The organism is Dictyoglomus sp. (assembly GCF_049968615.1).
In the GTDB taxonomy this organism is placed as follows: Bacteria; Dictyoglomota; Dictyoglomia; order Dictyoglomales; family Dictyoglomaceae; genus Dictyoglomus; species Dictyoglomus turgidum.
Genome location: NZ_JBMFQK010000004.1, coordinates 35,342 through 49,579, shown reverse-complemented (window position 1 = coordinate 49,579; position 14,238 = coordinate 35,342). Strand labels below are relative to the sequence as shown.

Annotated in this window: 12 protein-coding genes; 6 read left to right on the top strand and 6 right to left on the bottom strand. The window is 33.6% G+C overall.

Annotated features, from left to right (window positions below; all coding sequences use genetic code 11):
• Window positions 1-13: 13 nt before the first annotated feature.
• The 5 genes from ACP5QL_RS04500 to ACP5QL_RS04480 form a co-directional block, all read right to left on the bottom strand.
• Entirely contained in the window at window positions 14-892 is an 879-nt protein-coding gene (locus ACP5QL_RS04500) for a carbohydrate ABC transporter permease (protein WP_012582589.1), read from the bottom strand.
• Between the two features lie 15 nt (window positions 893-907).
• Window positions 908-1,780 (bottom strand): carbohydrate ABC transporter permease, encoded by an 873-nt coding sequence (locus tag ACP5QL_RS04495; protein WP_012582590.1) that lies wholly within the window; start codon window positions 1,778-1,780, stop codon window positions 908-910.
• Window positions 1,781-1,828: 48 nt separating this feature from the next.
• Complete coding sequence (locus ACP5QL_RS04490) at window positions 1,829-3,205, bottom strand: ABC transporter substrate-binding protein (RefSeq protein WP_012582591.1); 1,377 nt, start codon at window positions 3,203-3,205, stop codon at window positions 1,829-1,831.
• A gap of 35 nt (window positions 3,206-3,240) precedes the next feature.
• Window positions 3,241-3,756: a hypothetical protein gene (locus ACP5QL_RS04485; RefSeq protein ID WP_012582592.1), complete on the bottom strand. Its 516-nt coding sequence runs from the start codon at window positions 3,754-3,756 to the stop codon at window positions 3,241-3,243.
• Window positions 3,757-4,000: 244 nt separating this feature from the next.
• Window positions 4,001-5,035, bottom strand: a complete 1,035-nt coding sequence (locus ACP5QL_RS04480) for a LacI family DNA-binding transcriptional regulator (RefSeq protein ID WP_273333602.1) — start codon at window positions 5,033-5,035, stop codon at window positions 4,001-4,003.
• Window positions 5,036-5,649: 614 nt separating this feature from the next.
• Here ACP5QL_RS04480 and ACP5QL_RS04475 point away from each other — a divergent pair.
• The 5 genes from ACP5QL_RS04475 to ACP5QL_RS04455 all read left to right on the top strand — a co-directional run bounded on the left by ACP5QL_RS04475 (window position 5,650) and on the right by ACP5QL_RS04455 (window position 12,339).
• Window positions 5,650-5,853, top strand: a complete 204-nt coding sequence (locus ACP5QL_RS04475; RefSeq protein WP_273333600.1) for a P-II family nitrogen regulator — start codon at window positions 5,650-5,652, stop codon at window positions 5,851-5,853.
• A gap of 253 nt (window positions 5,854-6,106) precedes the next feature.
• Window positions 6,107-7,447, top strand: coding sequence for a type I glutamate--ammonia ligase (gene glnA / locus ACP5QL_RS04470; RefSeq protein ID WP_428125672.1), 1,341 nt, complete (start codon window positions 6,107-6,109; stop codon window positions 7,445-7,447).
• 108 nt (window positions 7,448-7,555) lie between these two features.
• On the top strand, window positions 7,556-8,794 hold the full coding sequence (locus tag ACP5QL_RS04465; RefSeq protein ID WP_272995570.1) for a M48 family metallopeptidase: 1,239 nt from the start codon (window positions 7,556-7,558) through the stop codon (window positions 8,792-8,794).
• Window positions 8,791-10,371 (top strand): NAD+ synthase, encoded by a 1,581-nt coding sequence (locus tag ACP5QL_RS04460; protein WP_428125669.1) that lies wholly within the window; start codon window positions 8,791-8,793, stop codon window positions 10,369-10,371. Before ACP5QL_RS04465 ends, ACP5QL_RS04460 begins: the two co-directional genes overlap by 4 nt.
• A gap of 45 nt (window positions 10,372-10,416) precedes the next feature.
• A complete protein-coding gene (locus tag ACP5QL_RS04455) occupies window positions 10,417-12,339 on the top strand; it encodes a transketolase (RefSeq protein ID WP_428125666.1) in 1,923 nt (640 codons plus the stop codon).
• 47 nt (window positions 12,340-12,386) lie between these two features.
• On the opposite strand, the gene ACP5QL_RS04450 is transcribed toward ACP5QL_RS04455, so the two are convergent.
• Window positions 12,387-13,313, bottom strand: a complete 927-nt coding sequence (locus tag ACP5QL_RS04450; protein WP_428125662.1) for a hypothetical protein — start codon at window positions 13,311-13,313, stop codon at window positions 12,387-12,389.
• Between the two features lie 98 nt (window positions 13,314-13,411).
• On the opposite strand from ACP5QL_RS04450, the gene ACP5QL_RS04445 reads away from it, so the two are divergent.
• Window positions 13,412-14,221 (top strand): histidinol-phosphatase, encoded by an 810-nt coding sequence (locus ACP5QL_RS04445; protein WP_424662093.1) that lies wholly within the window; start codon window positions 13,412-13,414, stop codon window positions 14,219-14,221.
• The last annotated feature ends 17 nt before the right edge of the window (window positions 14,222-14,238 follow it).

The window sequence follows — 14,238 nt, the reverse complement described above, 5'->3', positions numbered from 1 at the left end:
GAACACCTCCTATTTATCCTTTTATTCCTCCTCGGGTCATTCCCTCCATCATATATTTTTGGAAAAAGGCAAAAAGCAATATGGGAGGGATTATTGAAAAAGTAACTGCTCTTATAATATCCACATCAGTAGCAACACTGGTCCTAAATTGAAATAATCTTACCATTACTGTTTCTTTTCCTGTGTTATTAAGAAGAAGATAAGGTAAAAGAAAATCTGACCAAGCACCATTTATGGTGAAGATTGTAATAACCGTATTTATGGGATAACTCAAAGGAAAAACAACCTTAAAAAATATGGACCACTCTCCAGCACCATCTATTCTCGCAGCCTCTATTATGGATTGAGGTATAGAATCAAAAAAGTTTTTATAAAGTATTACAAAGAAGGCATTAGCTCCTGCAGAAAGCCAAAGGGGTATAAAACTTCCTTGCAATCCCAATCTCACTATGTTTATAAAAAGAGGAACAATACTTGTAGTGGTAGGAATCATTAAACTCCAAAGCAGAAGGTAATAAATAAGTTTATACCCTTTAGGTTTTATCTTAGAGAGAGCATAACCCAATAAGCCATTGCCAATAACAGCAAAAAATATGCTTCCAACCACAACTATAAAAGAATTTAAATAAAATCTTCCAAAATTTAAGATCTTCCAAGTCTCAATAAATTTATTTATATCATAGGTCCTTGGGAAAATTTTAGGCTCATTAACAAATTCTCTTAAGTCCTTAAAACCTGAAAGTATGGTCCATAGGATAGGAAATACTGCTATAAAGACTGCTATTAAACTTACTAAATACACCAAAATATATAAAAATCTTATCGCGTTCCTCTTAAAATCATAACTTCTCAATATTCCATAATCCTTTTTTAAGGAGAATAACCTATTCATTGCCTACCTCCAATCTTACCCCTCGTTTTCCTTTACCAGCTTGTTATATACAGCAGTTAAGAGAACAAGTATTAGTGCGATTATTACAGAGATGGACGCAGCCTTAGGATAGTCAAATTTCTCAAAGGCATATTTGTATACCAGAAGCATTAAAGTAGTAGAAGCATTATTAGGACCCCCATTGGTAAGAACTAAAGGTTCATAAAGCACCTGGAAGACAAAAATTACTTGAAGTATCAAAAGGGTTCTCGCCAAATTATAAATTTGAGGAAGAGTAATATACCTTAATCTTTGCCATATACCTGCTCCGTCAATGGTGGCAGCCTCATAAAGCTCTGGATCTATCCCCTGTAACCTTGCTAAGTATATAAGGGTAGTTGCTCCCGCTGAACGCCACGTCATAAATAGAACAATAAGGGGAATAACTAAATGAGATTTGGTAAGCCATGCCTGAGGAGGAATTCCTAATTGTCCCAAAATTATGTTTAAAAGTCCTGTTTTACCAGCTTTATATATATAAAGCCACATTATTGCCACAGCAAGTCCAGGAATTACATTAGGTAAATAAACCGATACTCTAAAAAAACCCTTAAAATGGATAATTTCGTTTATAATAATGGCAAGAATTATAGGAACCAAAAAGCCTATAACTAAGGACCAAAAGGTGTAGGAAAAAGTATTTAAAAAAGCAGCTTTAAAATCTGGATGTTGAATAACCTCTATATAATTTTGAAAACCTACAAATTTCTCAAGCCTTATGCCCTTTGCTGAATAAAAGGACATCACTATACTTGCCAAAAGTGGCTCCCATAGAAAGAAGATAAAAAGTATAATTGAAGGAAGCATTATTAACCATCCAGCTATATCTCTTCTATATTTTTTAAGCATTCTATATTCCTCCTACAGCAATATGGGGGCACATAAGTGCCCCCTTTATTACTTTTTGTTTACGTACATATCTAACATCTTTTGTAGATTGTTATTTGCAATATCAAGAAGCTTTTTAACATCAGCATTTTTATCACTTACTACCGCTTGTAATACCTTAGTTAGTTCCGCATACATATCCTGGGTTAAATAAGGCTCCTCGGGTCGTAATACGTTAGGCTTCTTTATCCAATTGTAATAATCATTATATAATCTCATATCCACATTTCTATACTGTTTTACTATTTCTTCTTGAGCTTTTAACCAATCCTTCGCTATCCATGCAGGAAAGGATGGAATTACGGGGACCCCATTTTTTACTCTATTTTCTGCATCTGCTCTCATTCCTGCAAGAGACTCTGGTGTAACTATAGGCGCCTTACCCATTATCTCTAAGAAATTCAACGCAGCCATAACCTCGTCAGAACTTGCTTTAGCACTAAACATATAAGGAGTACCCCCCATGAGAGAGTAATGATGACCTTTAGGTCCTGCTGGAACAGGAACAATAGCAAGTTTATCAATAGACATGCCATATACTTGGGTAGGCTGATTTACTGCATCTTGAGCCCCAAGATACATAGCAGCTCTTCCTGTAGCTATAGCCTCAAAGCCAGATCCCCAATCCTCGCTGGTAGGATCGTCAGTAAGGACATCATATTTCCATTTCAAATCTTTGACAAAATTCATTGCTGTAACAACTTCGGGAGAGTTTAAATTGGCATACCATTTACCATTTTTTTGTACCTCAAGCTTAGCCCCAAAATTCCATGCTATCTGTGTAAAATGCCATCCTCCAGCATTGTCTTTTGCAAGAAGACAAAAACCTGCTCTGCCTGTCTTGTCCTTTATAATCTTAGCAGCCTTTGCAAGCTCGTCCCATGTCTTTGGATATTTAGGGGTTCCATCAGGATTCATTAAACCAGCTTTTTCAAAAAGTTCTAGATTTAGATACATACCAAGGGCATAGGCGTCCCTTGGGACCCCATAGATCCTATTATTTTTAGAAAGTATCTGCTTTACTGATGGGTTCATTAAGGTATCCCATCCTTTTTTCTTGAGCTCATTGGTTATATCTTTGACAAAACCACCTGCAATCAGTTTTTGAGGTTCTGTAAACCATGTTTCAAAAATAGTTGGTAAATTTCCCGACTCTGCAAGGGGAACAAAAGTATCAGGAGAATACTTATAGGTTGCTGGCACCACTTGTACATTAGGATATTTTTTCTCAAACTCTTTTTTCCATTTCTCAAACATCTCTACATCACTCTTTAAAGTAGGCTCAGGCCACATTCCAAGCTTCAATATAATCTTTTTCTGAGCAAAAACTTCTGAGCCTAAAAAGACTAAGAGAAAAAGTAAGATAAATACAAAAATCTTTTTCATTTTCTTTTCACTCCCCCCAATTTTTTTCCCAAAAACTACTTAGTGTATTTTGTAGGATTGTTGGTTAATATCATACTTTTAACATATATCTTTGCTTTTATAGCTCCTGCCTTATTAAAAGCAAGGTCTGGCTCTGCCTTAGTCCCATCACCCCAATTTTTCAAACCATGAGCAAACAAATCAATTACATAAGTTTTAAAATCAGTAGTTAGTGTTATCCCCCAATCGGTAAAGGTCTTTTTCAAATTACCGAGGGTCATAACTATATTTTGGGCATCCTTAGGATCATCAGCCTTAATTGTAATTACCACATACCTATAGTCTTCTGCTTCCATAAAATCATCTTTAAAATTTAAAGTCATCCATGCATTTTCAATACTTGAATCAAAAACTAATACTCCATTTTCTAGCTTATATGCTGGCCCATAGGGTCCCCAATAACCTTCCCCATTTTGTTCCTCAAATTTTGTAGCAACAATAAAATCGTCATCTGCGAAAGTAAAAGCTAAAAGAAGTACTAAGATTAAAAGCCCTAAAAGACATTTCTTCATTTTTAGAATACCTCCTTTTAAAAATTAAACTTTAAACAAGGTTCTATTATATTAAGTTGAACGTTAAACTTAAAACTAATATTTCAAACCCCCTTTCTTATTTAAAGTAAAACTTCATTACTTTAACGTTAAACTTAACAAAGTTTAAAATCAATTTAATAAATCCTTCAAGCCATTTTAACAGGATAAAACCATTATTCTTCTCAAAAAAATATAAGCTTTTCTTCGATTTTTAAATTATTCCTCAATTTTTCTTAATATCTCTTACACTTTCTCTCTCAACAATCCTTACAGGAAGTATCACTGTTCTTTCTTTTATAACTTTTCCTTCAAGATAATCTATAAGCATTCTCGCTGCAATAGTCCCCTTAACTTCCACATCTTGATGAATAGTAGTAAGCCTTGGTGAAGTTATAAGACTTATATCAAGATCATCAAAACCTACAATTGATACCTCCTCGGGAATTTTCACCCCCATTTCAATAAGTCCACTCATAATGCCAGCAGCCATAATATCAGCAGTAACAAATATAGCTGTAAAATCTTTCCTTTTACTTAATTTTCTCCCCAATTCTATACATTCTTCTACCCTTGTCCCATGCTCGTAAATATTCTCAGATTTAAAAGGAATACCATAATCCTCTAATGCTCTTTTATATCCCTTCAACCTCTCTTCAAGCACACCCTTGGGTTTAATTTTGGGAGACACAAATAAAATCTCTCTATGTCCTTTTTCTATTAAATACCTTGTAGCCAAGTATCCTCCTTTAAAATCCTCAAGCCCAACCTTCAAAAATTTATCTCCATCTACATAACTATCTATAAGTACTACAGGAATATCTGTATTTAGGAGTGCTTCGTAGAATTCATCCTCAAAAATTCCAGTTACTATAACTCCATCAAGATTCCATGTTTTTAAAAGAGAAATAAGCTCATCCTTATCGTTTACCGTACGAAGCATAATAAAATATCCCCTTTTACTTAATTCTTTCTCTACACCACCTAAAAAGACAGTATGAAAAGGATCTTGTATAAAACTTCCCCTTGCAGTAGGTATCAAACAATTAATAACTCCAATTATCTTTGAATTTCTTTTTACTAAGGATCGGGCAAGCATATTGGGTATATAGCCTTTTTCCTCTATAATCTTTTCAATCCTTTTTACCGTTTCTGGAGAAACATGTTCATATTTTTTATGGATAACATTGGAAACTGTCGTAGGACTTACCCCAGCCTCCTTTGCAATATCCTTTATAGTAATACCATTCTTCTTCTTCATGCTTTCACCCTAACTAAAAAAATTTTTAAGTATATTATACATGTACTATGAAAGTAGCAGTTGCCCAAATAAATCTTACTATAGGAGAATTATATAGAAAGGGCTATTTCACAACAGGCTGAAATTATTATTTTCCCAGAACTTGCTATTCTTGGTTATCTTCTTTGAAAACTCTCTCAACAAACCATATAACATAGATCCAGTTAAGAACTTAGTCAAAAAAGGAATAGACCTTATGGTTAATATCTCTGCTTCTCCTTACCACTTTGGGGAAAAGAAGCTAAGATATGACATACTAAAACATATTGCTAAAAAGTATGGCAAAAAAAATTATATAAGTTAGTCAGGAGGATGGACTATTTTAATAAAATCAGTAGTGTCTTGTAGTAAGTGCTTTAGGAAATAATAACGTTTCAGGAATATTAATTTCCTCAGGGTATTCTTCTCTAAAAATACTTGACAAACTTAGTAAACCTATTATGGATCTTGCAGAAGAAAATCTTCAAGCAAGGTTATATGGTGCTTTTCAATGGGCAATGAGTCTGAGCTTGCGTTAGATTATAGTACTATTTACAAGGGAGTAAAAATTTTCTTCAGGGGTTGATAAGTGAAAAATGGAAAATATGGAGAGGAGAAAATACAGAATTGAGCTATTGCCCAAAATAAAAATAGAGATAGTAGTAAAAGATTCTGACAGTGAAGTCATTATTAAGGCGATAATAGAAAGTGCAAAAACTAAAGAGGTAGGAGATGGTAAGATATTTGTCTTAGATATAAAGGAGGCCATAAGGATAAGAACAGGAGAAAGAAGAGAATAAGCAATCTAAAATAATTTTCATATCGGTAATATATTGCCGTATACCTTTATAAAAATTATATCTTGACAAAAAACTAATTCACAATAATATAATTAAAAGTTTTAAACAAAGACGTTTAAAGAGCAATGGCGCTTCAATTTTAGTAATCCTCTAAATTACAAAATCAAATTCCCAAGGAGGTGAGAATAAGGTAAAATATTCTTAATATTGAAAATTATTTTGTAAAAAAGAATTAAGAAGGAGGAGAAAAATTATGGCTAACAGTTTTCCAAAAACAAAAGAAGAAATTCTAAAATATATTAAAGAAAATAATGTCTACTTTATAGAAATCTGGTTTGCAGATATTTTAGGTTATTTGAAAAGCTTCACTATCACAGCTCATGAATTAGAAAAAGCCTTTGAGGAAGGATTAGGATTTGATGGCTCATCAGTAAGAGGATTCACAAGAATTGAGGAAAGCGATATGATCGCATTTCCAGAACCAGAAACCTTCACTATCTTGCCTTGGAGACCCCAGGACAAAAAAGTAGCAAGAATGTTTGCAACTATTGTAGAACCAAGTGGAAAACCCTTTGAAGGAGATCCAAGAAATGTTTTAAGAAGAGTACTTTCAAGGGCGAAAGAGATGGGATTTACCTACTATGTAGGACCTGAATTAGAATATTTCTATTTTAAATCCCCAAGCCCTAATCTAGAGGTCTTAGACTGGGGAGGGTATTTTGATTTAATTCCAAGGGATGAAGCTATAGATTTAAGACACCAGACAGTATCAATGTTAGAAGAAATGGGAATTGAAGTAGAGTTTACCCACCATGAGGTAGCCCCCTCTCAACATGAGATAGATTTTCGCTATGCCGAGGCTTTAACTATGGCAGATACTGTTATGACTGCAAGGTTAGCCATAAAGGAAGTAGCATATCTTAACGGAGTATATGCTACCTTTATGCCAAAGCCTTTATTTGGACAAAATGGTTCTGGGATGCACGTTCACATGAGTTTATTCAAAGATGGTAAAAATGCTTTCTTTGATCCTCATGATAAATATCATCTCTCTGATACTGCAAAACACTTTATTGCGGGCCTCTTAAAACATGCAAAGGAAATAACTCTTATCACTAATCAATGGGTAAATTCTTATAAGAGATTAGTTCCTGGATATGAGGCTCCTGTTTACATATCTTGGGCTATGAGAAATAGATCTGATCTAATAAGAGTTCCTATGTATAAGCCAGGAAAAGAAGAAGCTACAAGAATTGAGTATAGAGCACCTGATCCTGCATGTAATCCGTATTTAGCCTTTGCTGTAATGCTTGCTGCAGGTCTTGAAGGAATAGAAAAGAAATATCCTCTCCCAGAGCCAGTAGAAGAAAATGTCTATCATATGACGGAGGAAGAAAGAAAGAAGAAGGGAATTGAAAGTCTTCCTGGAAGCCTAATTGAAGCTATAGAAATTACTGAAAAAAGCGAAGTAGTGAAAAAAGCCCTAGGAGAGCATGTTTTTACAAATTTCATAGAGAATAAGAAGATTGAGTGGGACAATTATAGAAGGCAGGTGACTACTTACGAGTTAGAGACCTATTTACCTGTCCTATAAAAAAGAGGGGGACCATATAGTCTCCCTCTTATCCTCTTTTTGAAAAAATAGCTATCTGTGAAGTATAATATAATCGTTTTTCGCCAAGCTTAACAATAGGAGGACAGCATGTTTTTAGGGATATTCTTAATATTTATTATTGGCAAAGTCTTAATCCATGCTTACCTTAATCTGAGAAACTTAAAACACTCTCTTTCTCACAAAGAAGTTCCAGAAGTGCTCAAAGATATAATAACCAACGAAGAACTAAAAAAAGCTCAAGAGTATTTAAAAGACAATACTGTTTTGGGCTTAATTAGTCAGGCTTTTGATCTAATCTTTACATTAATTTTCTTGTTTTTATTTTATCCCTACATTGAAAAAATTGTATCCTCAATCACCTCATCCTTTATTATGCAAGGATTATTATTTTTTGGTATTTCCGGACTTATAAATCTAATCTTATCTCTTCCTTTTGAGGTTTATGATATCTTTGTTATAGAACAAAAATATGGCTTTAATACAATGACTCCAAAGATATTTATTCTTGACATTATAAAATCAATAATACTCTCTATAATATTAGGAGTTCCTATACTCTCTCTTTTACTTTACATAATTAAAACAGATCCAAACTTCTGGTGGAAATTTGCTCTCGTAATAGTCTTATTTGAAATCTTTGTGTATTATATATATCCTATACTTATAGCTCCTCTTTTTAATAAATTTACTCCCTTAGAAGAAGGAGATTTAAAAAATAGAATTATTGAAATAGTAAATAAAGCTGGATTCAAAGTGAATAATATTTTTGTTATGGATGCCTCTCGTAGAACTAAAAAACAAAATGCCTATCTTACCGGTTTTGGAAAAACAAGAAGAGTAGTACTATTTGATACTATGCTTTCTTATCCTCAAGAAGAAATACTTGCTGTTCTTGCCCATGAATTAGGTCATCATAAAAAGAAACATATTCCCAAATTATTAATTTTATCCATAGTTTTTTACCTACTATACATCTATCTAACATTTTTTGTATATAAGAATGCTCCTTTTAGTAAATATTTTGGAATTACTAAAGAGTTTAGCATTCTTCTATATTCCTTCTTATTTGTCTCTTCCATATTTTATTTTATAAATCCCTTAGTAAATGCCTTATCGAGAAAATTTGAATATGAAGCAGATAAATTCTCAGCCGAGGTTTTTGGGAATCCTTTTCCTTTAATTAATGCCCTTAAGAGATTAATAAAAGAAAATCTCTCCAACATTTATCCTGATCCTATATTTCGTACCTGGTATTACTCCCATCCAGCCCCCGTAGAAAGGATATATAACTTATTAACCTTTCAAGAGAAAGGAGGAACCATATGAAAATCACTATAGCTCAGATAAATCCTATCATTGGAGATATAGAAGGAAATTTCATAAAAATAAAAGATGCTATATTAAAAGCTCTATCAGATAAAAGTGATATCGTCGTTTTCTCAGAGCTTTCCCTTTTAGGCTATCCTCCTTTTGATCTTTTAAAGAATAATATTATTAAGAATAAGATAGAGGAAGGTGTAAAAAGAATTTTACAAGAAAATTTTCCCATAAATATCCTTTTAGGTGCGCCTTATTTTGAAGATAACAGAATTTATAACAGCATATATTGGATAAAGGAGAATAAAATAATAAAAAGAATTGATAAATTCTACTTTTCTAATGACCCAATAGGACAAGGGAATTATTTCTCTTATGGAACTCCTGATTTTCTTGAGATAGACAACAAAAAAATTGGTTTATTTATTGGTGATGACTTTATTTTTTCTTCAGACCATTCAAATTACAAGGATTACTTAAAAACTTCTGATCTAATTCTCATAATATCGTCTTCTTTTTACTACTTTGGAAAAAGACAGGAAAGGATAGAAAAAATATCTCAATTAGCTAAAGGAATTGAGAAAGAAGTTATTTATGTAAATCAGGTAGGAGGAAATGGGGAATTAATCTTTGAAGGGGGAAGTTTAGCAATCTCTAAAAAGGGAGAACTACTCTTTGAGGGAGAAATTTTTAAAGAAGATATTAAAACAATAGATCTAAAAAATCTTTACCCCACATCCTCTAAAGGAGAGGATATTTCCTTTTTATACGATGGACTTGTCTTAGGAGTTAGGGACTTTATAAAAAAATCAGGTTTTCAAAAGGCCGTAATAGGACTTTCGGGAGGAATAGATTCAGCCCTTGTGGCATGTATAGCTAGAGAAGCCTTAGGAGAGGAGAATGTCCTTGGTGTTAGTCTTCCTTCTATCTACACATCAAGAGAGAGTATTGAAGATGCCGAAAAACTTTCTAAAAATTTAGGAATTGAATTCAGAATAATCCCAATAAGTGATATCTTCTATTCTTATTTAAAAGAATTAAATCCATCAGGAAATCCTATAATGGATGTGGCTGAAGAAAATTTACAATCAAGAATAAGAGGAAATCTTTTAATGTTCATATCAAACCGAGAAGAATATATTCTTCTTGCAACAGGAAATAGATCTGAAGCCCTTACAGGATACTGCACTTTATATGGAGATACTGCAGGAGCATTAGAGGTTATAGGAGACATATATAAAACCACTGTTTATGAACTTGCAAATTATGTAAATAAAAATAATGAGATCATTCCTCAAAATATACTTGCAAAAGCTCCGTCAGCTGAATTAAGACCAGGCCAAAAAGATGAAGATTCTCTTCCCCCCTACTCTATTCTTGATCCTATACTAAAGGCCTATGTAGACGAAAATAAGTCTTTAGAAGAAATAGTTCAAATGGGATATAAAAGGGAAATTGTTAAAACTGTAATTGAGAAGGTAGAAAAGAGTGAGTATAAGAGAAGACAAATTCCCCCTGTTTTAAGAATAAGATCAAAGAACCCCTTAAAGGAACGATTTTTTCCATTGGTTTACAAAATCATATGATATAATTCTTTAGATTAAGTTTCAGAAATAGGAGGTGTAAGTTTCATGAGAAGAAATCGTTTTACAGCTGAGCAAATAGATGAAAAGGATATGGAGTACCTGAAAACCCTTGCCCATAAGTGTAGAGGTGATATCCTAAAAATGACAACCCTTGCTGGTTCAGGACATCCAGGTGGATCCATGTCCTCCATTGAAATGTACTTAACTTTATACTACTTTGCCAATGTAGATCCCAAAGATCCTAAAAACCCCGATAGGGATAGGATTATTATCAGCCATGGACATACTTCTCCAGGAGTATATTCTGCCCTTGGAAACTTAGGTTTCTTCAATATTGATGAGGCTATAGCCTATTTTAGGCTCGCAGGAAGCATCTTTGAAGGTCACGTAGAAAGATATGTCCCTGGAGTTGAATGGAGCACTGGAAATTTAGGACAAGGACTTTCTGCAGGATGTGGAATGGCTCTTTCTGCAAAACTTCTTAAAAAAGATTTTCATGTTTTTGTAGTTATGGGAGATGGAGAACAACAAAAGGGCCAGATCTCTGAGGCAAGAAGGTTTGCTAAGAAATATAATCTCTCTAATTTGACAGTACTTATAGATTATAACAAGCTACAACTTTCGGGACCTCTTTCGGAAATAATGCCTCAGAATATTAAAGAAAATTATCTTTCAGATGGTTGGGAAGTAATAGAGGTAGATGGACATGATTTTGAAGCATTGTATAAAGCCATAAGAGAAGCAATCTATGATAATAAACCCACTGCTATTCTTGCCTATACTATTATGGGCAAAGGCGTATCTTTTATGGAAAATAAATTTGAATTTCATGGAAGAGCATTAAAACCCGACGAATATAAAAGAGCTTTAGAAGAGTTGGGAATTGAAGATGACTTAGAAAAGTATAAAAAAATGAGAGAAGAATTTAAACCTTCTGGAAAACATGTAATAGAGCCTTATCCTATAAACATTGAAACAGGTACCCCTATAACTTATGAAAAAGATGCAAAGATTGACAATAGAGGCGCCTTTGGAAAAGCTCTCACAGATCTTGGAAGGTTAAATGTAGGAAAAGAAGATAAAACTCCTATAGCAGTGGTAGACTGCGACTTGATGGAATCAGTAAGAACTCATGAGTTTAGTAAAATAGCTCCTGAAAACTTCTTTGAAGTAGGTATCCAGGAACACAATGCAGCAACCCTTGCAGGAGCTCTTTCTTCTCAAGGAGTTATCACCTTTTTTGCAGATTTTGGAGTCTTTGGAGTTGACGAAACCTATAATCAACACAGATTAAATGATATCAACTTTACAAATTTAAAAGTTATTGTAACCCACTGTGGTCTTGATGTGGGAGAAGATGGCAAAACCCATCAGTGTATTGACTATATAGGAGCTTTTAGAAATTTATTTGGCTTTAAGATTATTGTACCTGCAGATGGAAACCAAACCGATAGAGTAATAAGATATGTGGCAAAAGAATTTGGAAACTTCTTAGTTGCCATGGGAAGATCAGTAGCTCCAATAATCACCGATGAAAATGGAAATCCTCTCTTTGGAGGAAATTATGAATTCATTTATGGAAAGATGGACAAGGTAAGAGATGGAGACAAAGCTACCATTATAGCTTGTGGTCCTATGGTGGCAAAAGCGGTTCAGGTATGGGAAAAACTAAAAGAAAAAGGAATAAAGATTAAAGTATTTAATTTCACCTCTCCTAAAGAAATTGATTGGAACGCCCTATCTGAAGCTGCAAAAACAGGATTCATATTAACCTATGAAGATCATAATGTACATACGGGTATAGGAAATGTAATAGCAGAAGCCCTCTTAGAAGGAGGATATAAGGTAAAATTTAAGAAATTGGGAGTAAAAGAATACGGTCTTTCTGGAAAACCTGATGCTCTATATAAATTCCAAGGATTAGATGTGGACTCTGTGGTAGACCTGATACTTAGAGAACTCAAATAAACTCAAAAGGGGAGGTATAAATCCTCCCCTTGTTAAGTTTTCTACTATTAATCTCTCCTAAATACATTCTCTTCTGTTGGGGGCCAAAGAACATTTTCTTCCTGCATAAGATTAAAAGTATAAAGTTCCACATTCTCTGCCACAATCTCTTCTCTTTCCCTGATTGCTCTAAGAAGTCTTGCATAAAGCCTCTCTATCTCCTTAGCTAAATAATAAAGCTCTTCGTTAGACTCAATTTTACAACTCCAAGTCTTTTTATCAAATTTTATATTTATAGGTCCCTGATAACTCTCTAAAGGAAGCAACATTAACTCGGTAGTATTTTGTCCCCATTTTTCCACCAAGGTTCTTGCAATAGCTGAAAGGAGCTTTTCAGAAAATTCTATAATCTTCCTCCTTGCTTCTTGCTCCCAAAGTTCAAGATAATCTTTTACTTCTATAGTATCAAGGGCATATACACTAATAAATCCATAAGGGGGAAGTATAACAGGAGGAGGATTAGTAGATTTGCCTTTCTTAAAAATCCAAAACTTAACATCTTCGGCACTTCTATACAAAACTACACCACTGAACTCTCTATTTTGCAGAGCTGTAAAAAATTTGGTTGGTATTATAGTATTGGCATCTAAATCCACATAAAGGGGAGTTCCTACATAAATGGCAGAAAGTACAAGAATAAGAACCATATCGGTAGGATAGTAAGTAATCTTTCCATATCCCTGTTGGATTTGCCTCATTATAAAATCAACCGCCTCTGTTCCCTCAAGAACCTTATTATTCTCTACCTTTGCAAAAAAGGCTTTACCTTCAAAAACAAATATGGCACCACGCCCATTATCCGAATTATAAATAATAACACCTGTAGCTTTTTCATTTCTTAATTTCTTAATAAACCTTTCTGCATTAAGCAAAGCAGCAGGGAGATTTTCAAATTCAGGTTTTACCCTTTCTAAAAGATACATAAACTCTTTCATAACATTTCCCCCATAATAAAAATTCCCTGTAAAAGTTTAACATAAAATAAGATAAAATAAAAGATATTAATTAAGAAAGAACTATGGAGGTAAAAAATATGCTAATAGACTATCATATGCACTTAGAAAGAGGACCCTTTGAGGAAAATTGGTGGCTCAAATTTTATGAAAAAGCAAAAGAAAGGAACATTAAAGAATTAGGTATTTCTGAGCATGGACATCGCTTTAAAGAATTTAGACCCATTTACAATCATCTCCCCATAACTGAATCCTGGTGTGATAGTAATCTTTACGAATATAAAGAATTTACTATGTTCTTGAAGAAAAAATACAACCTAAAGATTGGGCTTGAAATGGACTACTTTCCTGAAAAAGAAAAAGAGATAAAAGAACTTTTACAAGAATACAATTTCTTTGATTATGTTTTAGGTTCGGTGCATTTTATAGACCATGGATTTGGATTTGATATAGATCCTAATGATCCTCGTTGGACTGAAAGGGATATTGAGGAAATATTTGAGGATTACTTTGATAAAGTAGAAAAACTTATAAAAAGCAACCTGTTTGACGTGATAGCTCATCTTGATGTGGTCAAACTTTGGGGTGGAAGAAAACCTAAGAACCTCAATAATTTATACGAAAAGATAGCTAAGGTTATCATAAATTCTAACATATCCTTAGAATTAAATACCGCCGGTTGGAGAAAACCTGTAAACGAAGTCTACCCATCTCCTGAATTTCTAAGAATATTAGCCCCTTATGATGTTCCTTTAACTTTTGGAGCAGACGCCCATACTCCAGAAGATGTGGGAAGAGATATTCAGAAAGCATATAATTTAGCAAAAGAATTAGGATTTAAGAAGTTATCAATTTTCAACAAAAGAGATAAAATTGTAGTAGACCTTTGAAGAAAGGAGTGAGGAAT